This window comes from Bacteroides hominis, from assembly GCF_033042785.2.
GTDB lineage: Bacteria > Bacteroidota > Bacteroidia > Bacteroidales > Bacteroidaceae > Bacteroides > Bacteroides hominis.
This window is the reverse complement of sequence record NZ_CP178829.1, coordinates 2,129,299-2,148,854: the sequence shown is the minus strand read 5'-3', so window position 1 is coordinate 2,148,854 and position 19,556 is coordinate 2,129,299. Positions and strand designations below refer to the sequence as shown.

Below are 19,556 nucleotides of genomic sequence, written 5' to 3'. Positions count from 1 at the left end.
ATTCTTCCATTTTTTTGTTAGTTTACCTTTGCATATAAAAACCAAAGATGTATATTTGGGGACTATATCTATAAAATGATCCATTAAACACCTATTGCCATGAGTAGTAATATTTTCCTAACCATTGCTATTGTCACGACAGGCATTTTTGCAGTACAATTCATCCTATCCGTTTTTTTTGGTGATTTCGACGCAGATACGGACATCGACACTGATATCAGCAGTGTGGTTTCCTTTAAAGGATTGACCCACTTCGGTATCGGATTCGGCTGGTATATGTATCTGCAGCACAACACCGAAATACAGACTTACCTGACTGGATTTGTCATCGGACTGATATTTGTATTTGCCGTCTGGTTTTTATATAAGAAAGCCTACCAGCTGCAACAGACCAATCACTCGGAGAGAACAGAACAATTAGTAGGAAGAGAATGTACCATTTACTTCAAACAGAACGAAAAAAAGTATACCGTACAAGTCAGCCGGGATGGTGCCATGAGAGAAATTGATGTTATCACGGAATCAGGTAAACCCTATCAAACCGGAGATAAAGCAACGATCACCTCCTACAAGGACGGAACTTTATATATCCAATAATTAAAAACTCAAAAAAGAGAACTATGACCCAAGAAATGATGATTATGGCTGCCATACTCGTGGCGGTAATCTTAATTACATTTATCGGTATCCTTTCACGCTACCGGAAATGTAAAAGTGACGAAGTATTAGTAGTATATGGTAAGACAGGCGGAGACAAAAAGTCTGCAAAACTATATCACGGTGGTGCCGCTTTCGTATGGCCTATCGTACAGGGATATGAATTCCTGTCGATGAAACCGATGCAGATAGACTGTAAACTGACAGGAGCACTTTCCGCCCAAAATATTCGTGTGGATGTACCGACTACCATTACAGTAGCTATCAGTACGGATCCCGAAGTCATGCAAAATGCTGCCGAACGTATGCTGGGGCTGACCATGGACGATAAACAAAATCTGATAACAGATGTGGTTTACGGACAGATGCGTCTGGTTATTGCCGACATGACAATTGAGGAGTTGAACTCCGACCGTGATAAATTTCTCTCTAAAGTAAAAGATAACATTGATACAGAACTCCGCAAATTCGGTTTGTACCTGATGAATATTAACATCAGCGATATTCGCGATGCTGCCAATTATATCGTCAATTTAGGAAAAGAAGCGGAAAGTAAAGCTCAAAACGAGGCACAAGCCAATATTGAAGAACAGGAAAAACTGGGTGCTATCAAGATTGCCAACCAGATTAAAGAACGTGAAACCAAAGTGGCGGAGACTCGTAAAGATCAAGATATCGCCATTGCGGAAACCAAAAAGCTGCAAGAAATCTCCGTAGCCAATGCCGATAAAGACCGTATCTCCCAGGTAGCTATCGCCAATGCGGAAAAAGAATCGCAAGTGGCTAAAGCAGAAGCAGAAAAGAATATCCGGATAGAGCAGGCCAATACCGAAAAGGAAAGCCGCATTGCAGAGTTGAACTCCGACATGGAGATCAAACAAGCTGAAGCACAAAAGAAAGCTGCCATCGGACGAAACGAAGCACAAAAAGAAATCGCGTTGTCTAACTCCGAACTGGCCGTAACCCAAGCCAATGCCGACAAACAAGCCGGTGAAGCTGCAGCCAAATCGGAAGCAGCCGTACAGACAGCTAAAGAAATCGCTCAAAAAGAAGTGGAAGAGGCAAAAGCACGAAAAGTAGAATCATCTCTGAAAGCAGAAAAAATAGTACCGGCAGAAGTTGCCCGCCAAGAAGCTATTCTGCAAGCAGAAGCCGTAGCCGAAAAAATCACCCGTGAAGCAGAAGCCCGTGCCAAAGCAACACTGGCACAGGCAGAGGCAGAGGCAAAAGCGATTCAACTGAAACTCGAAGCAGAAGCAGAAGGTAAAAAACGCTCGTTACTGGCAGAAGCAGAAGGTTTCGAAGCCATGGTGAAAGCTGCCGAATCAAACCCGGCTATTGCTATTCAATACAAGATGGTAGATCAGTGGAAAGAAATAGCAGGCGAACAGGTAAAAGCCTTCGAACATATGAACTTAGGCAATATCACTGTATTCGACGGAGGTAATGGAGGCACAAGCAATTTCTTGAACACATTGGTAAAAACTGTCGCGCCAAGTTTAGGAGTATTGGACAAACTGCCTATCGGAGAAACGGTTAAAAACATTATTCACCCGGAAGAAAAAGACAAGAAGGAGGAAAAAGAAGATAAAAAACAGTAAACAACAATGAACGATAAACGATGAACAGGCTGCGCTACTTCTGCGAGTCTTTGTTCATCGTTTATAGTTTACCGTTTATCTCGTTGTTATATGAAAACATCCTTGTTTCAGTTCATACTTTATATAACATTTATCAGCCTTGCGAACATCACGCAACACTTCAGCCAACACTAACTTTAAGGTATCGGCACTTACATCCTGAAGAGGACGTCCCTCCTCATCTTCTACTTTCTTAAACCGCTTCCAGCTTACATCGAATGTTGTTCCGTAGAAATGACATGAGTTTTTTGACGCATTGCCATTCCGGCGACGCAAACGTTTTACATCATTCTCTGTCCGAAGCACAGATGTAACAATGATCTTATTCGGATTGAGTCCTTTGGCAGTCAATGAATCTAAAAAATTCGCTCCAATCGTATCGAGTAATGCACTGGCACGCGGTACTAAATAAGGAATGGAATGAGTAAGTGAATCCACTGCATAAAATTCATTATCAGTAATGTGAACCAGTTTTCCATCCATATTTTCCGCTTCTTCACGCGAGGCTAACGGAGTAATTCCCCAAGTATGGGCCGCTTTTAGCTGCACATCATTCAAATCCCCGAATGAACGTTTATAACTTACCACTCCCTTGATGTTACGCGGTTCGTTAAGTTTAAGAGACATATCTTTCTTTTTGCAACCTGCCAGAAAAACCGGGGTAAAACATAAAAATACAGAAATAGTAAATAGATACCTGTAGTTGGATAAATCCATAATTAGCCTTTTTATAAGTTCCGAGGGCACAAATATACTGGAATTGTCTTTCTCAGGAAAGAGCATCGCAAATTAATTCGGCAAGAATCGGCAAAGTATGAGAACGATTCATTAAATTTGCAGTCCATTTCACAGCGTATGCGTGAACCTTTAAATTGATTCAATGATAGAAAAGCTGATAGTTCTTGAGGATATCGATCCAGTTATCTTTTATGGCGTAAACAACGCTAACATACAATTAATAAAAGCTTTGTATCCAAAGCTGCGCATTGTTGCCCGAGGCAATGTCATTAAAGTACTAGGCGACGAGGAAGAAATGTGCGCTTTCGAAGAAAACATCACCAAGCTTGAAAAATATTGCGCCGAATACAATTCACTGAAAGAAGAAGTCATTATCGACATTATAAAAGGGAATGCGCCGCAAGCCGAAAAAGCAGGCAATGTGATTGTATTCAGTGTCACGGGAAAACCCATTATTCCACGCAGCGAAAATCAATTGAAGCTGGTAGAAGGATTTGCCAAGAACGATATGGTATTTGCCATCGGACCTGCAGGTTCGGGCAAGACCTATACGGCCATAGCCTTAGCGGTTCGTGCACTGAAAAACAAAGAAATAAAGAAGATTATCCTCAGCCGCCCTGCGGTAGAAGCCGGTGAAAAGTTAGGTTTTCTGCCCGGAGATATGAAAGATAAAATAGACCCGTATCTGCAACCTCTTTATGATGCTTTGCAGGACATGATTCCAGCTGCCAAACTAAAGGAATACATGGAACTGAACATCATCCAGATTGCCCCATTAGCCTTTATGCGCGGACGTACGCTAAATGATGCAGTCGTAATCCTGGACGAGGCTCAGAATACTACCACGCAGCAAATTAAAATGTTCCTCACCCGTATGGGAATGAATACCAAGATGATCATCACCGGAGATATGACCCAGATAGACCTTCCGGCTTCACAAACATCGGGGTTGGTGCAGGCATTGCGCATTCTAAAAGGAGTCAAAGGAATCAGTTTTGTTGAACTGAATAAAAAAGACATAGTGCGCCATAAGCTGGTAGAACGGATTGTAGACGCTTACGAAAAGTTCGACAAAGAAAAGAAAATCGAACGGGAAAAGTTAAACGGCGAGCGGCTCACCATAAGCAAAGAACGGCAAAACGTTGGTAATTTGTAATTCATAATTATATAGAAGTATGAAAGCATTAACAAAAACAGATTTCAACTTTCCGGGACAGAAAAGCGTGTACCACGGAAAAGTACGTGATGTGTACAACATCAATGGCGAACAACTCGTAATGGTAGCTACCGACCGTATCTCGGCCTTTGATGTAGTATTACCCGAAGGCATCCCTTATAAAGGACAAATGCTGAATCAGATTGCAGCTAAATTTCTGGATGCCACAACAGACATCTGTCCGAACTGGAAAGTCGCAACCCCGGATCCAATGGTTACAGTAGGAGTGCTTTGTGAAGGTTTCCCGGTAGAAATGATCGTGCGCGGTTATCTTTGCGGAAGCGCATGGCGTGCCTACAAAAGCGGTGTACGCGAAATCTGTGGCGTAAAACTTCCTGAAGGTATGAAAGAAAACCAGAAGTTCCCCGAACCCATCGTGACTCCAACCACAAAAGCAGAAATGGGACTGCATGATGAAGACATCTCCAAAGAAGAGATTCTGGCCCAGGGATTGGCTACTCCGGAAGAATATGCTACACTTGAAAAATATACATTGGCCCTGTTCAAACGCGGAACTGCAATTGCAGCAGAACGCGGTTTGATTTTGGTAGACACCAAATATGAATTTGGTAAACACAACGGTACCATCTACCTGATGGACGAAATCCACACTCCGGACTCAAGCCGTTACTTCTATGCCGACGGTTACCAGGAACGTTTCGAAAAAGGTGAAGCCCAAAAGCAACTCTCCAAAGAATTTGTGCGTGAGTGGTTAATGGAAAACGGATTCCAGGGTAAAGAAGGACAGAAAGTTCCTGAAATGACTCCTGCCATCGTAGAAAGTATCAGCGAGCGTTATATTGAATTATTCGAAAACATCACTGGTGAGAAATTCGTTAAAGAAGATACCAGCAACATCGCTGAACGTATCGAGAAGAACGTAATGGCATTTCTAAAATAAGAAGCCCGAATCAGAAACGAATAAGATTCACCACAGGGTATACAGAGTACACAAACATGGTTTTGAAACCCAAAACCGTCCACTTTTGTAAACCCTGTGGTGAATAAAACTCTGAATGAAAAATGAACTACCCACAAGAACAAATCAAACCTTATAGCAATGACGGGAAAAAGAGCGAACAGGTAGAACAGATGTTCGACAACATTGCCCCTGCATACGACCAACTGAATCATACCCTTTCATTAGGGATTGACCGGAGTTGGCGACGAAAGGCAATCAATTGGCTCAAACCTTTCCGCCCGCAACAGATAATGGATGTGGCAACCGGTACCGGTGACTTTGCCATTCTGGCATGCCGCGAACTGCAACCCGACCAGCTGATCGGAACAGACATTTCTGAAGGAATGATGAATGTGGGACGTGAAAAAGTGAAAAAGGAAGGTCTTTCCGAAAAGATATCTTTTGCAAAGGAAGACTGTACCTCCCTCTCGTTTGCCGACAACCGTTTTGACGCTATCACTGTCGCTTTTGGTATCCGCAACTTTGAAGATTTGGATAAAGGGCTTTCCGAAATGTGCCGTGTCCTCAAACCGGGCGGGCATCTGGTAATCCTTGAGCTGACAACTCCGGATCGATTTCCGATGAAACAATTATTTTCCATTTACTCAAAAATAGTCATTCCAACCCTCGGCAAACTATTATCGAAAGACAACAGTGCTTACAGCTACCTGCCTCAAACAATCAAAGCATTTCCCCAAGGAGAGGTTATGAAAAACGTTATCTCGCAGGTTGGCTTCAGCCAGGTACAATTCCGACGGCTGACATTCGGCATCTGTACACTTTATACGGCTACGAAATAAATATTAATTTAACATCTTCCCCCTTTATGCAAAAGTATGGTTTAATTGGCTATCCACTGAAACATTCGTTTTCTATCGGCTTTTTCAATGAAAAGTTTAAGTCTGAAGGCATAGACGCCGAATATGTCAACTTTGAGATTCCTGAAATCAACGATTTTATGGAAGTGATCGAAGAAAACCCCAATCTGTGCGGACTGAACGTAACAATCCCTTATAAAGAGCAAGTCATCCCTTTCCTTGACGAGTTGGATAAAGACACTGCCCAAATAGGTGCAGTCAATGTTATTAAAATTGTTCGTGGTCCTAAAGGAAAAGTAAAACTGACAGGATATAATTCTGACATAATAGGATTCAGCCAGTCCATTCAGCCATTGTTGCAACCTTATCATAAAAAAGCATTAATCCTGGGTACAGGCGGTTCGTCCAAAGCAATCTATCATGGCCTGAAGAATCTGGGAATCGATAGTATATTCGTGTCCCGTACCCAAAAAGAAGGCATGCTGACCTACGAAGAACTGACTCCGGAAATCATGGCAGAACATACAGTGATTGTAAACTGTACACCGGTAGGTATGTATCCGAAAGTAGACTTTTGTCCTGCCATTCCCTACGAATTACTGACACCAAACCATTTATTGTACGATTTGTTATATAATCCAAACACCACTCTTTTCATGAAAAAGGGAGAGGAGCATGGGGCCGTAACCAAAAACGGTCTCGAAATGTTATTGCTGCAGGCATTTGCCGCATGGGAAATATGGAATAAATAATGAAAAAAGGAATCAAGATAAGCGTCGTTATATTATTGCTGCTGCTTACCGGATGTACGATAGGCGGAAGTTTCTTCATGCTCAACTATTCGCTCCGCCCGGAAGCGAAGATACGTGCCAAGAATGCCGATTCTTATCCTTTCATGTACGAAAACTATCCGTTTTTACGTCCTTGGGTGGATAGCCTCAATCAGGCTCATGCACTTCGGGACACTTTTGTTTTAAATCCGGAAGGCATCCGCCTGCATGCTTATTACATCGCAGCCCCGCAGCCGACCAAAAAGACAGCGGTCATTGTACATGGCTATACGGACAATGCAATCCGCATGTTCATGATAGGCTATCTATACAATCGCGACCTGCAATACAATGTGCTTTTGCCCGACCTGCAACATCAGGGAGAGAGCGGTGGACCGGCCATTCAAATGGGATGGAAAGACCGTCTGGACGTAATGCAATGGATGCACATCGCCAATGAGCTTTATGGTGACAGTACTCAAATGGTTGTACATGGCATTTCAATGGGAGGGGCCACCACAATGATGGTATCCGGCGAAGTACAGCCCTACTTCGTGAAATGTTTCGTTGAAGATTGTGGTTACACCAGTGTCTGGGATGAATTCTCGCACGAACTGAAAGCAAGTTTCCACCTTCCTTCATACCCATTAATGAATACCACCAGCCTGCTGTGCCAGAAAAAATACGGATGGAACTTCGAAGAGGCTTCATCATTGAACCAGGTTAAAAAAAGCCGCCTGCCGATGTTCTTCATTCATGGGGACAAAGATACGTACGTGCCCACATGGATGGTTTATCCTCTTTATGAAGCCAAACCGGCTCCCAAGCAGCTTTGGATTGTACCGGGAGCCGCACATGCCTTATCTTATAAAGAGAATAAGGAAGAATATACCCGGAAAGTAAAAGAATTCACAGACCGCTACATTCATTGATATGAAACAGATACTCACTTATTTACTTTTCGTGTGGATATTCCTCCCACTGAAAGCACAGGAAAAGATATACACCGTAGAGAATATCCCCAAAGTACATTTGCAGAACAAGATGCAATATGTCTGTAACCCTGCCGGCATCCTGTCACAACAGGCTTGTGACGAAATGGACTCGATGCTGTATGCTCTGGAACAAAAAACAGGTATCGAGACTGTAGTTGCCGTAGTACCTTCCATCGGAGATAAAGACTGCTTTGAGTTCTCCCATCAATTGCTGAACCAATGGGGAGTGGGCAAGAAAGGAAAAGATAACGGACTGGTCATCTTACTGGTCACCGATCAGCGATGTATACAGTTCTATACCGGCTACGGACTGGAAGGTGACCTGCCGGACGCAATCTGCAAACGCATACAAACCAAGGACATGATCCCTTATCTCAAAAAGGGAGACTGGAACCGGGGAATGGTAGCAGGAGTACAAGCAGTATGCCGGCGTCTGGATGGCTCCATGATAAATGATGATAAAGATACCGGAGAAAAGGGGATATCCGCCTCCATGCTTCTCTTTGCTATTTTAGGTTTCATTGTGGTGGCCGGAGTGGTAGGTATACTGGCTGCACGGGCAAGTACCCGTTGCCCAAAATGTGGAAAACATCAACTTCAACGGAGCGGTACGAACTTAATATCGAACCGCAGCGGAGTAAAGACCGAGGATATTATTTATACTTGCCGCAATTGCGGACACACCGTAGTCAGGCGTCAACAATCATACGATGACAATTACAGGGGACGTGGCGGAAGAGGCGGAGGTCCTTTCATCGGAGGCTTCGGAGGGGGAAGTTTCGGAGGCGGCGGAGGCGGCTTCGGTGGTGGAAGCTTCGGAGGAGGTTCGGGCGGAGGCGGAGGTGCCGGCTCACGTTTCTAAGCAACCCAATCATTCTATTAGTCATTAATCAGTAATCAAAAAGAAACAATATGAAAAAGTCAGTTATTATCCTTATTGCCGTAGTGGCAGTTATCGTCATCTGGGCCATCAGTGCCTACAACGGACTGGTATCCATGGACGAGAATGTAAGCAGCCAATGGGCTAACGTAGAGACACAGTATCAACGTCGTGCCGATCTGATTCCTAACCTGGTCAACACTGTCAAGGGATATGCCTCACATGAAAAGGAAACACTTGAAGGCGTAGTGGAAGCCCGCAGCAAAGCGACTCAAATCAAAGTAGACGCTAATGACCTCACTCCGGAAAAGTTAGCCGAGTATCAGAAGGCGCAAGGAGCAGTCACTTCTGCATTGGGCAAGTTGCTTGCCATCACCGAAAACTACCCGGACCTGAAAGCCAACCAAAACTTCCTTGAATTGCAGGCACAACTGGAAGGTACGGAAAACCGCATCAACGTTGCCCGCAAAAATTTTAATGACGCTGCGCAGGCATACAATACCTCTATCCGTCGGTTCCCGAAAAGCATCTTTGCTTCCATATTCGGTTTCGAAAAACGTACTTATTTCGAAGCAGCCGAAGGCACGGAAAAGGCACCGGAAGTAAAATTCTGATAAGTCACGCAAATCCTTTTCACCAGAAAAGATTGTCGATACACAATACCCGATGAATAAAGTGGGAAATAACCCTCAACAGGGTATATTTCCCACTTTATTCATTCATATAATCTGCTCCGCAGTCACCCTCTCTCCGTCCCGCTCTCACCTCCCCCACTCTTTTCTTAAACCTTGTTCCAAAGTACTTCAAATACAAAATGATATTATTCCGTTTAAAGTACTAAAGAACTAAAAGGAAACTCGTTTCAAACAATAATTAAAGTTCATCTCAGGTGCTACGATGTATATCTTAGCGGGCAAGATACATATCTTAGCCGCCAAGATGTCTATCTTAGCAGCTAAGATAAAGAATTTCATATGAAAAAGCTCTTTTTACTAAAGGTCCGGCAAAACTTTCACCAAAACTTTTTCGTGCTTTGGGCTTTAACTTCGCAGCGAGTGTATGTAAGTCCATTTGCCTGATCTGCACTAACAACAGATTGAAGGGCGGATTGCAAAGCACTTTTGAACTTTTCATTTCAAACTTCCAAATTAAAAACGGACTCTCTCCCTGTCGTATTACTCCATCGTTATATCCGCCAATTTGTTGGCTATAAGGAAAAAAAGCAGTACTTTTGCCGTTGTATACAAAATCCAAATAACTCATGAGTAATCAACGATACATGATGCGAGGCGTCAGCGCATCAAAAGAAGATGTGCACAATGCCATCAAGAACATCGACAAAGGAATTTTTCCACAAGCATTCTGTAAAATAATCCCTGATATTCTGGGTGGAGATCCGGAGTATTGCAATATTATGCATGCTGATGGTGCAGGAACCAAATCGAGCCTGGCCTATATGTACTGGAAAGAAACAGGGGACCTCTCCGTGTGGAAAGGGATTGCCCAGGATGCACTGATCATGAACATAGACGACTTGCTTTGTGTGGGCGCAGTCGACAATATTCTGGTATCTTCAACCATCGGACGCAATAAACTTCTTATTCCCGGAGAAGTAATTTCCGCCATCATCAACGGAACAGACGAACTGTTGGCCGAACTCCGTGAAATGGGAGTAGGTGTGTATGCCACCGGTGGTGAAACAGCCGATGTGGGTGATCTCGTCCGTACCATTATCGTAGACAGTACGGTAACCTGCCGTATGAAACGGGCAGACGTTATCAACAATGCCAATATCCGCCCGGGGGATGTTATTGTAGGCCTTGCCTCACACGGACAAGCCACTTATGAAAAAGAATACAATGGCGGTATGGGCAGCAATGGGCTGACTTCTGCCCGCCATGACGTTTTTGCCAAATATCTGGCAGAGAAATATCCCGAAAGCTATGATGCAGCAGTGCCCGAAGAACTGGTTTATTCGGGCGGACTGAAGCTGACAGACGCAGTAGAAGGTTCTCCGATCGACGCGGGAAAACTCGTCCTCTCTCCCACCCGCACTTACGCACCGGTAGTGAAAAAGTTGCTCGATGCGCTACGTCCTGAAATTCACGGAATGGTACACTGCTCGGGTGGTGCACAAACCAAAGTGCTGCATTTCGTAGGCGATGTACGCGTGGTAAAAGACAACCTCTTCCCCGTGCCCCCATTGTTCAGAACCATTCAGGAACAAAGCGGAACCGATTGGGCAGAAATGTATAAGGTATTCAACATGGGCCATCGCCTTGAAGTATACCTTTCACCCGAACACGCGGCCGAAGTTATCAAGATCAGCGAATCTTTCGGTATCCCTGCACAAATCGTGGGACGCATCGAAGAAAGCGATAAGAAAGAACTGATTATCAAGAGTGAGTTCGGAGAATTCACTTATTAAAAAACGAACAAGATCCATCACAGAGGACACAGAGAGCTTGCAGAGGCACTACACGCACTTACGAAAACCTCTGTATCTTCCGTGACGGATAAAATTCGCAGCTCATTTAACTCCTAAATTTATGGCAGACAACAATAGTATATTAGAAAAACTCGACGGTCTTGTTGCCCGTTTCGAAGAGGTGTCTACCCTTATTACCGACCCGGCAGTGATTGCCGACCAGAAACGATACGTAAAATTAACCAAAGAATACAAGGATCTGGACGATTTGATGAAAGCCCGTAAAGAGTACATGCAACTGCTGGCCAACATTGAAGAAGCTAAAGACATTCTCTCAAACGAGTCGGATACCGATATGAGAGAAATGGCCAAAGAGGAAATGGACAACAGCCAGGAACGCCTTCCGGTATTGGAAGAGGAAATCAAGCTGTTGCTGGTACCGGCCGATCCTCAGGACGGTAAAAATGCCATTCTTGAAATTCGCGGAGGTACAGGTGGAGACGAAGCCGCCATCTTTGCAGGCGACCTTTTCCGGATGTACGCCAAATTTTGTGAAACAAAAGGTTGGAAGATGGAAGTATCCAGCGCCAATGAAGGTGCTGCCGGCGGATATAAGGAAATCATTTGCAGTGTTACCGGCGATAATGTATATGGCACATTAAAATACGAATCGGGTGTACACCGTGTTCAACGCGTGCCGGCAACAGAAACCCAGGGACGCGTACATACCTCGGCAGCCTCGGTAGCTGTACTTCCCGAAGCGGAAGAGTTTGATGTAGTGATCAACGAAGGTGAAATCAAATGGGATACTTTCCGTTCGGGAGGTGCCGGCGGACAAAACGTAAACAAGGTTGAATCGGGCGTCCGCTTACGTTACATCTGGAAGAATCCCAATACGGGAGTAGCAGAGGAAATCCTGATCGAATGTACTGAAACCCGCGACCAACCTAAAAATAAAGAACGTGCTTTGGCGCGCCTTCGTACGTTTATCTACGACAAGGAACATCAGAAGTATATCGACGACATCGCATCCAAACGTAAGACAATGGTTTCGACGGGCGACCGTTCGGCCAAAATCCGTACTTATAACTATCCCCAAGGACGTATAACCGACCATCGCATCAATTATACCATCTATAACCTGGCCGCCTTCATGGACGGAGATATTCAGGAATGCATCGATAAGTTGACTGTGGCCGAAAATGCTGAACGTCTGAAAGAGAGTGAATTGTAACGAGAAGGCAACTTCAATCGTAAATCGTAAATTTGTAAATAAAGAAAGATGAACAAGCAACAATTATTTGAAAACATCAAACGTAAAAAATCATTTCTTTGCGTAGGACTCGACACAGATATTAAAAAGATACCCGATCATCTGTTGGATGATCCGGATCCCATCTTCGCTTTCAATAAAGCAATCGTTGATGCAACAGCAGACTATTGCATCGCTTATAAACCTAATCTGGCTTTCTATGAGAGCATGGGCGTAAAAGGATGGATTGCTTTCGAAAAAACTGTAAATTACATCAAAGAAAATTATCCCGACCAGTTTATCATTGCTGACGCCAAACGCGGTGATATCGGAAATACTTCAGCAATGTACGCCCGCACCTTCTTCGAAGAACTCGACATCGACTCTGTCACTGTAGCTCCTTATATGGGAGAGGACAGCGTTACTCCGTTCTTATCTTACGAAGGGAAATGGGTAATTCTGCTGGCTCTGACTTCAAACAAAGGCTCACACGACTTCCAACTGACGGAAGATGCCAACGGCGAACGCCTTTTCGAGAAAGTATTAAAAAAATCACAGAAATGGGCCAATGATGAACAGATGATGTATGTTGTGGGCGCTACTCAGGGACGCGCTTTCGAAGACATCCGTAAAATTGTCCCCAATCACTTCCTTCTGGTTCCGGGTATCGGCGCTCAGGGAGGTTCTCTTGAAGAAGTATGCAAATATGGCATGAACAGTACCTGTGGACTCATTGTGAATTCCTCCCGCGGAATTATTTATGTAGATAAGACCGAAAATTTTGCCGCTGCCGCCCGTGCCGCTGCCAAAGAAGTGCAAGAGCAAATGGCAGAACAGCTGAAAGCTATCTTATAATGCCTCACGAACGGAAGATAATCAACGATCCGGTATTCGGGTTCATCAACATACCAAAGGGGTTGCTGTACGACATCGTACGGCATCCCCTTTTGCAGCGTTTAAACCGCATCAAGCAAGTAGGGCTTTCATCCGTAGTCTATCCCGGTGCACAGCACACCCGGTTCCAGCACTCTCTGGGAGCTTTCCACCTGATGAGCGAAGCTATCACGCAACTGGCCTCCAAAGGGAACTTCATATTCGACAGTGAAGCCGAAGCCGTACAGGCAGCCATCCTTCTGCACGACATCGGCCACGGGCCTTTTTCGCATGTTCTTGAAGACACCATTGTCAAAGGAGTATCCCATGAAGAAATCTCCCTGATGCTGATGGAACGGATGAACAAGGAGCTGAACGGACAACTTAGTTTAGCCATTCAGATATTCAAAGACGAATATCCCAAACGCTTCTTGCACCAATTAGTCAGCGGACAACTGGATATGGACCGTCTGGATTACTTGCGCCGTGACAGTTTCTATACCGGAGTTTCGGAAGGCAATATAGGTTCGGCACGCATCATCAAAATGCTCGACGTAGCAGACGACCATCTGGTAGTGGAGTCCAAAGGAATCTATTCCATAGAAAACTTCCTTACAGCACGGCGACTGATGTACTGGCAGGTTTACCTGCACAAAACGTCAGTGGCCTATGAACGGATGCTGATCAGTGCCCTGTTACGTGCCAAGGAACTGGCTTCGCAAGGAGTGGAACTGTTTGCCTCGCCGGCGCTGAAATTCTTCCTGTACAACCACATCGACCCGGAAGTATTTTACAATAACCCTGACTGTCTGGAAAACTTCATTCAGTTGGACGATAATGATATCTGGACGGCTCTTAAAGTATGGAGCACCCATACGGATAAGGTTTTATCAACATTAAGCCTGGGTATGATTAATCGTAACATATTCAAGGTTGAGATATGCGCTGAACCTATCAGTGAAGAGCGAAAAAAAGAATTGACTTTGCAGATCAGCCAACAATTAGGCATCACTCTTTCCGAAGCAGACTATTTTGTCTCTACCCCCAGTATCGAAAAGAACATGTACGATTCGGCAGATGACAGCATTGATATTATTTACAAAGACGGAACAATAAAAAATATTGCAGAAGCATCGGACATGCTAAACATTTCATTGCTTTCTAAAAAGGTAAAGAAATACTATATCTGCTACTTGCGTTGGGATAGATAAGTATAAAATATTCATCAAAGAGTAAGGATATATAAAAAAAAAGTCCGTTATTTGCGTACTAATTAAATTTTAAAGTAAGATTATGGAGTTCTCGGCTAAGCAAATTGCAGCATTTATCCAAGGGGAAATTATAGGTGACGAAAACGCTACTGTACATACATTCGCAAAGATAGAAGAAGGAATACCGGGCGCTATCTCTTTCCTTTCTAATCCGAAATATACACCTTATATATATGAGACCGAAGCTAGCATTGTATTGGTGAACAAAGATTTTACTCCCGAACAAGAAGTAAAAGCAACATTAATCAAAGTAGACAATGCTTACGAGAGCCTTGCCAAACTGCTCAATCTATATGAGATGAGCAAACCCAAAAGAACCGGTATCGACCCACGTGCCTATGTAGCGGAAACCGCTAAAATAGGAAAAGACGTATATATAGCTCCTTTCGCCTGCATAGGCGACCATGCGGAAGTAGGAGATAATACGGTTATTCATCCGCATGCCACTGTAGGCGGTGGTGCCAAAATAGGCAGTAATTGTATCCTATATGCCAATGCAACAGTATATCATGATTGCCGGGTAGGAAACAATTGTATCCTGCACGCAGGATGTGTGATCGGAGCAGACGGCTTCGGTTTCGCTCCTACCCCGCAAGGATACGAAAAAATTCCTCAAATCGGTATCGTCATTCTTGAAGATAATGTAGAAGTCGGAGCCAATACCTGCATAGACCGCGCAACCATGGGAGCGACCGTGATTCATAGCGGAGTGAAATTAGATAATCTGATCCAGATAGCTCACAACGACGAAATAGGTTCGCATACCGTAATGGCTGCCCAAGTGGGTATCGCAGGTTCTACCAAGGTAGGCGAATGGTGTATGTTCGGCGGACAAGTAGGTATTGCCGGACATCTCAAAATAGGCAACCAAGTAAATCTGGGAGCTCAATCGGGTGTACCGGGGAATATAAAATCCGGTAGCCAACTTATCGGAACTCCTCCTATGGAACTAAAACAATACTTCAAAGCATCCATCGCACAAAAAAGCCTTCCGGAGATGCAGATCGAATTACGCAATCTCCGCAAAGAAATAGAAGAATTAAAACAACAATTAAATAAGTAACCAATGCTGAAACAAAAAACTCTGAAAGATAGCTTTTCACTGAGAGGAAAAGGTCTTCACACTGGACTTGACCTGACTGTTACGTTTAACCCTGCCCCAGATAACCATGGCTACAAAATACAGCGCACGGATCTGGAAGGGCAACCCATTATCGATGCCGTAGCTGATAATGTAGTTGAAACGACAAGAGGAACCGTGCTGTCAAAAAATGGAGTAAAAGTAAGCACAGTTGAACATGGAATGGCAGCCCTCTATGCTTTGGGCATCGACAACTGCCTGATCCAGGTTAACGGACCGGAATTTCCGATTCTGGACGGAAGTGCACAATATTATGTACGAGAAATAGAGAGAGTAGGAACCGAGGAGCAAAATGCTGTTAAGGATTTCTATATCATTAAATCAAAAATAGAGTTTCGTGACGAGGAGACAGGTTCATCCATCATTGTATTACCCGATGAGAATTTCAGCCTGAACGTACTGGTTTCTTACGATTCGACCATCATCCCGAACCAGTTTGCAACACTGGAGGATATGAAGAAATTCAAAGAAGAGATCGCCCCCAGCCGTACCTTTGTATTTGTACGTGAAATCGAACCTCTGTTGTCAGCCGGACTTATCAAAGGAGGCGATCTGGACAATGCCATCGTTATTTACGAACGCGAAATGTCGCAAGAGAACTATGATAAGTTAGCCGATATTATGGGTGTTCCCCATATGGATGCCAAACTACTGGGATATATCAACCATAAACCGTTGGTATGGCCCAACGAGTGTGCCCGCCATAAGTTACTGGACGTAATCGGAGACCTTGCTTTGATTGGTAAACCGATTAAAGGAAGAATCATCGCTACACGCCCGGGACATACCATCAATAACAAATTCGCACGTCAGATGCGTAAAGAAATCCGCCTGCATGAGATACAGGCACCGACCTATGACTGTAACCGAGCTCCGATTATGGACGTAAACCGTATCCGTGAGCTACTTCCTCATCGCTATCCGTTCCAGTTGGTGGATAAGGTGATCGAAATTGGTGCCAACTACATCGTAGGTGTTAAAAACGTAACCTCCAACGAGCCCTTCTTTCAGGGACATTTTCCTCAGGAACCGGTAATGCCCGGTGTATTGCAAATAGAAGCAATGGCCCAAATCGGCGGACTACTCGTTTTAAACTCAGTAGACGAACCGGAGCGTTATTCTACTTATTTCATGAAAATCGATGGAGTGAAGTTCCGTCAGAAAGTAGTACCGGGTGACACCCTGATCTTCCGCGTAGAGTTGTTGGCTCCTATCCGCCGGGGAATCTCGACGATGAAAGGCTATGCTTTCGTTGGCGAAAAAGTAGTCTGTGAATGCGAATTCATGGCACAAATAGTAAAAAACAAATAATTTATAAGCATGATAAGTCCCTTAGCGTATATTCATCCCGAAGCAAAAATCGGTGAAAACGTAGAGATTGCTCCGTTTGTTTACATTGATAGAAATGTAGTCATCGGAGATAACAATAAAATTATGGCTAATGCCAACATCCTGTACGGTTCACGTATCGGAAACGGAAATACAATCTTCCCGGGAGCCGTTATCGGAGCAATCCCCCAGGATTTGAAATTCAAGGGTGAAGAGAGCACAGCCGAAATAGGTGATAATAACCTGATTCGTGAAAATGTGACCATCAACCGGGGTACAGCTGCCAAAGGCAGAACCATTGTAGGCAATAATAACCTGCTGATGGAAGGTGTCCATGTAGCTCACGACGCATTGATCGGTAACGGCTGTATCATTGGTAATTCTACCAAAATGGCCGGTGAAATCGTTATTGACGATAATGCCATCATCAGTGCAAATGTATTGATGCACCAGTTTTGCCGGGTAGGCGGATACGTGATGATCCAGGGAGGTTGTCGTTTCAGCAAAGATATTCCCCCATACATCATAGCCGGTCGCGAACCCATCGCTTATAGTGGAATCAACATCATCGGACTCCGTCGTCGTGGTTTTTCAAATGAAGTTATTGAGAATATTCATAATGCATACCGCATCATTTACCAAAGCGGACTCAACACATCGGATGCCCTTGCAAAGGTTGAATCAGAAATACCCGCCAGTCCCGAAATAGAATATATCGTTGATTTTATTCGTAACTCGGACCGGGGAATCATCAGGTAAATAAATAGAAATCAATAAGAAAAAGGAGGATGCCCGGAAAGCATCCTCCTTTTTTGTGGAATAAACCCAGCCATCTTATTTGCAATCTTTCGGTTTTTTATTACTTTTACGCCATCAATAAAACAGTAACAACTATGATATACAGATTTACCATTATATCTGATGAGGTTGACGATTTCGTCAGAGAGATACAGATTGACCCGGAAGCTACTTTCTTCGATTTTCACGAAGCTATCTTGAAAGCAGCGGGTTACACGAATGACCAGATGACTTCTTTCTTTATCTGCGATGACGATTGGGAAAAAGAGAAAGAAATTACTCTGGAGGAAATGGACAATAATCCGGAAATGGACAGCTGGATAATGAAAGAAACCCGCCTCAACGAACTGATTGAAGACGAAAAACAAAAACTGCTCTATGTATTCGACTACATGACGGAACGTTGTTTCTTTATCGAATTATCCGAAATCATCACCGGAAAAGAAATAAAAGGTGCCAAATGTACCAAAAAGTCAGGTGAAGCTCCTAAGCAAACAGTAGATTTCGAAGAGATGGCTGCCGCAGGAGGCTCACTCGACTTAGATGAGAATTTCTATGGTGATCAGGACTTCGACATGGAAGATTTTGATGCAGAAGGATTTGATGTTAACGATGGTGCATCTGGTGGTGGAGGTTCATACGACGAAGATAAATTTTGAATAATATGCCCATGTGACAATACACCTGCCGACCACGTTATCATATTGCATAGCAGGCGACATATTGTCACATGGACACATTATCACATTACTAATCGTTATGACTGCCAAAACTTTAATCGTACTTATAGGGCCTACAGGCGTAGGAAAAACGGAGTTAAGCCTCCGTATAGCAGAACATTTCAAGACGAGTATCATTTCGTCTGATTCCCGGCAGTTATACGCCGAACTTAAGATAGGAACAGCAGCTCCAACCCCGGAGCAATTAAAACGGGTTCCACATTATTTTGTAGGTACTTTGCAACTCACCGATTATTACAGTGCCGCCCAATATGAAACGGAGGTAATGTCTCTCCTTGAACTTTTATTCAAACAGCATGATGTCGTTCTCCTCACAGGAGGTTCTATGATGTATGTAGATGCCATCTGTAAAGGTATTGACGATATACCGACCGTGGATACGGAAACCCGCGAACTTCTGCTACATAAATACGAAACAGAAGGACTGGATAATCTCTGTGCCGAACTGAAATTGCTGGACCCGGAATATTATAAAATTGTAGATTTAAAGAATCCCAAACGAGTCATTCACGCATTGGAAATCTGCTACATGACAGGAAAGACTTATACCTCCTTCCGCACCCAACAAAAAAAAGAACGTCCTTTTCATATTCTGAAAATAGGATTGACTCGGGATCGTGCCGAACTGTATGACCGTATCAACCGCCGCGTAGACCAAATGATGGAAGAAGGCTTACTGGAAGAAGCACGTTCTGTATATACCCACCGAAATCTAAACTCTTTGAATACTGTTGGTTATAAAGAGATATTCAAATATCTGGATGGAGAATGGGAACTACCTTTTGCCATTGAAAAGATAAAGCAAAACTCACGTATCTATTCACGCAAACAAATGACTTGGTTTAAGCGGGATAAAGAAATCCAATGGTTCCATCCTGAACAAGAGATAGAAATACTATCGCACCTCCACTCTCAATTAGATACTTATAAATAGCAGATATATTCTTAAAGAATAGAGAAAAGAAGCCGAATAAAAAAAGAGCAAAGCAAGTGTTATTATAAAAAAATTAATATATTTACCAACATAGATAATAATATTAATCTTTTAA

The 19,556-nt window shown here is 43.7% G+C and carries 20 protein-coding genes; 18 read left to right on the top strand and 2 right to left on the bottom strand.

Annotation, left to right across the window (positions count from 1 at the left end; genetic code table 11):
* Positions 1-99 precede the first annotated feature (99 nt).
* Entirely contained in the window at positions 100-597 is a 498-nt protein-coding gene (locus tag R3O62_RS09025) for a hypothetical protein (protein WP_005775649.1), read from the top strand.
* A gap of 23 nt (positions 598-620) precedes the next feature.
* Positions 621-2,258, top strand: coding sequence for a flotillin family protein (locus R3O62_RS09020; protein WP_005810181.1), 1,638 nt, complete (start codon positions 621-623; stop codon positions 2,256-2,258).
* A 75-nt stretch (positions 2,259-2,333) separates the two neighbouring features.
* Here R3O62_RS09020 and R3O62_RS09015 read toward each other — a convergent pair whose 3' ends face one another.
* Positions 2,334-3,014, bottom strand: a complete 681-nt coding sequence (locus R3O62_RS09015) for a DUF5715 family protein (RefSeq protein WP_005810183.1) — start codon at positions 3,012-3,014, stop codon at positions 2,334-2,336.
* Between the two features lie 163 nt (positions 3,015-3,177).
* Between R3O62_RS09015 and R3O62_RS09010 the strand changes: the two genes are divergently transcribed.
* The 7 genes from R3O62_RS09010 (at position 3,178) to R3O62_RS08980 (ending at position 9,289) form a co-directional block, all read left to right on the top strand.
* A complete protein-coding gene (locus R3O62_RS09010) occupies positions 3,178-4,191 on the top strand; it encodes a PhoH family protein (RefSeq protein WP_005810185.1) in 1,014 nt (337 codons plus the stop codon).
* A 19-nt stretch (positions 4,192-4,210) separates the two neighbouring features.
* Positions 4,211-5,152: a phosphoribosylaminoimidazolesuccinocarboxamide synthase gene (locus R3O62_RS09005; protein WP_186993119.1), complete on the top strand. Its 942-nt coding sequence runs from the start codon at positions 4,211-4,213 to the stop codon at positions 5,150-5,152.
* A 122-nt stretch (positions 5,153-5,274) separates the two neighbouring features.
* Positions 5,275-6,012 (top strand): bifunctional demethylmenaquinone methyltransferase/2-methoxy-6-polyprenyl-1,4-benzoquinol methylase UbiE, encoded by a 738-nt coding sequence (gene ubiE / locus R3O62_RS09000; RefSeq protein ID WP_005775644.1) that lies wholly within the window; start codon positions 5,275-5,277, stop codon positions 6,010-6,012.
* Positions 6,013-6,038: 26 nt separating this feature from the next.
* On the top strand, positions 6,039-6,782 hold the full coding sequence (locus tag R3O62_RS08995) for a shikimate dehydrogenase family protein (RefSeq protein ID WP_005775642.1): 744 nt from the start codon (positions 6,039-6,041) through the stop codon (positions 6,780-6,782).
* Positions 6,782-7,732, top strand: coding sequence for an alpha/beta hydrolase (locus R3O62_RS08990; protein ID WP_005810187.1), 951 nt, complete (start codon positions 6,782-6,784; stop codon positions 7,730-7,732). The genes R3O62_RS08995 and R3O62_RS08990 overlap by 1 nt, the downstream gene beginning before the upstream one ends.
* A gap of 1 nt (position 7,733) precedes the next feature.
* Positions 7,734-8,657, top strand: coding sequence for a TPM domain-containing protein (locus tag R3O62_RS08985; RefSeq protein WP_022011941.1), 924 nt, complete (start codon positions 7,734-7,736; stop codon positions 8,655-8,657).
* 50 nt (positions 8,658-8,707) lie between these two features.
* Positions 8,708-9,289, top strand: a complete 582-nt coding sequence (locus R3O62_RS08980) for a LemA family protein (RefSeq protein WP_005775638.1) — start codon at positions 8,708-8,710, stop codon at positions 9,287-9,289.
* Positions 9,290-9,623: 334 nt separating this feature from the next.
* Here the strand turns inward: R3O62_RS08980 and R3O62_RS08975 are convergent, their stop codons facing one another.
* The gene (locus tag R3O62_RS08975; RefSeq protein WP_032537334.1) at positions 9,624-9,938 is read right to left on the bottom strand and encodes a hypothetical protein; all 315 of its coding nucleotides are present in this window, start codon (positions 9,936-9,938) and stop codon (positions 9,624-9,626) included.
* On the opposite strand from R3O62_RS08975, the gene R3O62_RS08970 reads away from it, so the two are divergent.
* The 9 genes from R3O62_RS08970 (at position 9,937) to miaA (ending at position 19,441) form a co-directional block, all read left to right on the top strand.
* Entirely contained in the window at positions 9,937-11,103 is a 1,167-nt protein-coding gene (locus tag R3O62_RS08970; protein ID WP_005775636.1) for an AIR synthase related protein, read from the top strand. The genes R3O62_RS08975 and R3O62_RS08970 overlap by 2 nt on opposite strands.
* A gap of 121 nt (positions 11,104-11,224) precedes the next feature.
* Positions 11,225-12,337, top strand: a complete 1,113-nt coding sequence (gene prfA, locus R3O62_RS08965; protein ID WP_005775635.1) for a peptide chain release factor 1 — start codon at positions 11,225-11,227, stop codon at positions 12,335-12,337.
* A gap of 48 nt (positions 12,338-12,385) precedes the next feature.
* Positions 12,386-13,210 (top strand): orotidine-5'-phosphate decarboxylase, encoded by an 825-nt coding sequence (pyrF, locus tag R3O62_RS08960; RefSeq protein ID WP_005775634.1) that lies wholly within the window; start codon positions 12,386-12,388, stop codon positions 13,208-13,210.
* Positions 13,210-14,439 (top strand): HD domain-containing protein, encoded by a 1,230-nt coding sequence (locus R3O62_RS08955; RefSeq protein WP_005775632.1) that lies wholly within the window; start codon positions 13,210-13,212, stop codon positions 14,437-14,439. The genes pyrF and R3O62_RS08955 overlap by 1 nt, the downstream gene beginning before the upstream one ends.
* A gap of 82 nt (positions 14,440-14,521) precedes the next feature.
* Entirely contained in the window at positions 14,522-15,562 is a 1,041-nt protein-coding gene (gene lpxD, locus R3O62_RS08950; RefSeq protein WP_005775631.1) for a UDP-3-O-(3-hydroxymyristoyl)glucosamine N-acyltransferase, read from the top strand.
* A gap of 3 nt (positions 15,563-15,565) precedes the next feature.
* On the top strand, positions 15,566-16,951 hold the full coding sequence (locus tag R3O62_RS08945; RefSeq protein ID WP_022011943.1) for a bifunctional UDP-3-O-[3-hydroxymyristoyl] N-acetylglucosamine deacetylase/3-hydroxyacyl-ACP dehydratase: 1,386 nt from the start codon (positions 15,566-15,568) through the stop codon (positions 16,949-16,951).
* A gap of 9 nt (positions 16,952-16,960) precedes the next feature.
* Positions 16,961-17,728 carry an acyl-ACP--UDP-N-acetylglucosamine O-acyltransferase gene (gene lpxA, locus R3O62_RS08940; RefSeq protein ID WP_005775629.1) on the top strand — a complete coding sequence of 256 codons (768 nt, stop codon included), beginning with the start codon at positions 16,961-16,963 and terminating at the stop codon, positions 17,726-17,728.
* 134 nt (positions 17,729-17,862) lie between these two features.
* Positions 17,863-18,426: an IS1096 element passenger TnpR family protein gene (locus tag R3O62_RS08935; RefSeq protein ID WP_005775628.1), complete on the top strand. Its 564-nt coding sequence runs from the start codon at positions 17,863-17,865 to the stop codon at positions 18,424-18,426.
* 100 nt (positions 18,427-18,526) lie between these two features.
* The gene (miaA, locus tag R3O62_RS08930) at positions 18,527-19,441 is read left to right on the top strand and encodes a tRNA (adenosine(37)-N6)-dimethylallyltransferase MiaA (protein WP_032531172.1); all 915 of its coding nucleotides are present in this window, start codon (positions 18,527-18,529) and stop codon (positions 19,439-19,441) included.
* Positions 19,442-19,556: the final 115 nt, after the last annotated feature.

Bases quoted from the DNA above. Each gene is read 5' to 3' on its own strand.
- R3O62_RS09025 (WP_005775649.1), top strand. From the start codon at position 100: ATGAGTAGTAATATTTTCCTAACCATTGCTATTGTCACGACAGGCATT.
- R3O62_RS09020 (WP_005810181.1), top strand. From the start codon at position 621: ATGACCCAAGAAATGATGATTATGGCTGCCATACTCGTGGCGGTAATC.
- R3O62_RS09015 (WP_005810183.1), bottom strand. From the start codon at position 3,014: ATGGATTTATCCAACTACAGGTATCTATTTACTATTTCTGTATTTTTA.
- R3O62_RS09010 (WP_005810185.1), top strand. From the start codon at position 3,178: ATGATAGAAAAGCTGATAGTTCTTGAGGATATCGATCCAGTTATCTTT.
- R3O62_RS09005 (WP_186993119.1), top strand. From the start codon at position 4,211: ATGAAAGCATTAACAAAAACAGATTTCAACTTTCCGGGACAGAAAAGC.
- ubiE (WP_005775644.1), top strand. From the start codon at position 5,275: ATGAACTACCCACAAGAACAAATCAAACCTTATAGCAATGACGGGAAA.
- R3O62_RS08995 (WP_005775642.1), top strand. From the start codon at position 6,039: ATGCAAAAGTATGGTTTAATTGGCTATCCACTGAAACATTCGTTTTCT.
- R3O62_RS08990 (WP_005810187.1), top strand. From the start codon at position 6,782: ATGAAAAAAGGAATCAAGATAAGCGTCGTTATATTATTGCTGCTGCTT.
- R3O62_RS08985 (WP_022011941.1), top strand. From the start codon at position 7,734: ATGAAACAGATACTCACTTATTTACTTTTCGTGTGGATATTCCTCCCA.
- R3O62_RS08980 (WP_005775638.1), top strand. From the start codon at position 8,708: ATGAAAAAGTCAGTTATTATCCTTATTGCCGTAGTGGCAGTTATCGTC.
- R3O62_RS08970 (WP_005775636.1), top strand. From the start codon at position 9,937: ATGAGTAATCAACGATACATGATGCGAGGCGTCAGCGCATCAAAAGAA.
- R3O62_RS08975 (WP_032537334.1), bottom strand. From the start codon at position 9,938: ATGAGTTATTTGGATTTTGTATACAACGGCAAAAGTACTGCTTTTTTT.
- prfA (WP_005775635.1), top strand. From the start codon at position 11,225: ATGGCAGACAACAATAGTATATTAGAAAAACTCGACGGTCTTGTTGCC.
- pyrF (WP_005775634.1), top strand. From the start codon at position 12,386: ATGAACAAGCAACAATTATTTGAAAACATCAAACGTAAAAAATCATTT.
- R3O62_RS08955 (WP_005775632.1), top strand. From the start codon at position 13,210: ATGCCTCACGAACGGAAGATAATCAACGATCCGGTATTCGGGTTCATC.
- lpxD (WP_005775631.1), top strand. From the start codon at position 14,522: ATGGAGTTCTCGGCTAAGCAAATTGCAGCATTTATCCAAGGGGAAATT.
- R3O62_RS08945 (WP_022011943.1), top strand. From the start codon at position 15,566: ATGCTGAAACAAAAAACTCTGAAAGATAGCTTTTCACTGAGAGGAAAA.
- lpxA (WP_005775629.1), top strand. From the start codon at position 16,961: ATGATAAGTCCCTTAGCGTATATTCATCCCGAAGCAAAAATCGGTGAA.
- R3O62_RS08935 (WP_005775628.1), top strand. From the start codon at position 17,863: ATGATATACAGATTTACCATTATATCTGATGAGGTTGACGATTTCGTC.
- miaA (WP_032531172.1), top strand. From the start codon at position 18,527: ATGACTGCCAAAACTTTAATCGTACTTATAGGGCCTACAGGCGTAGGA.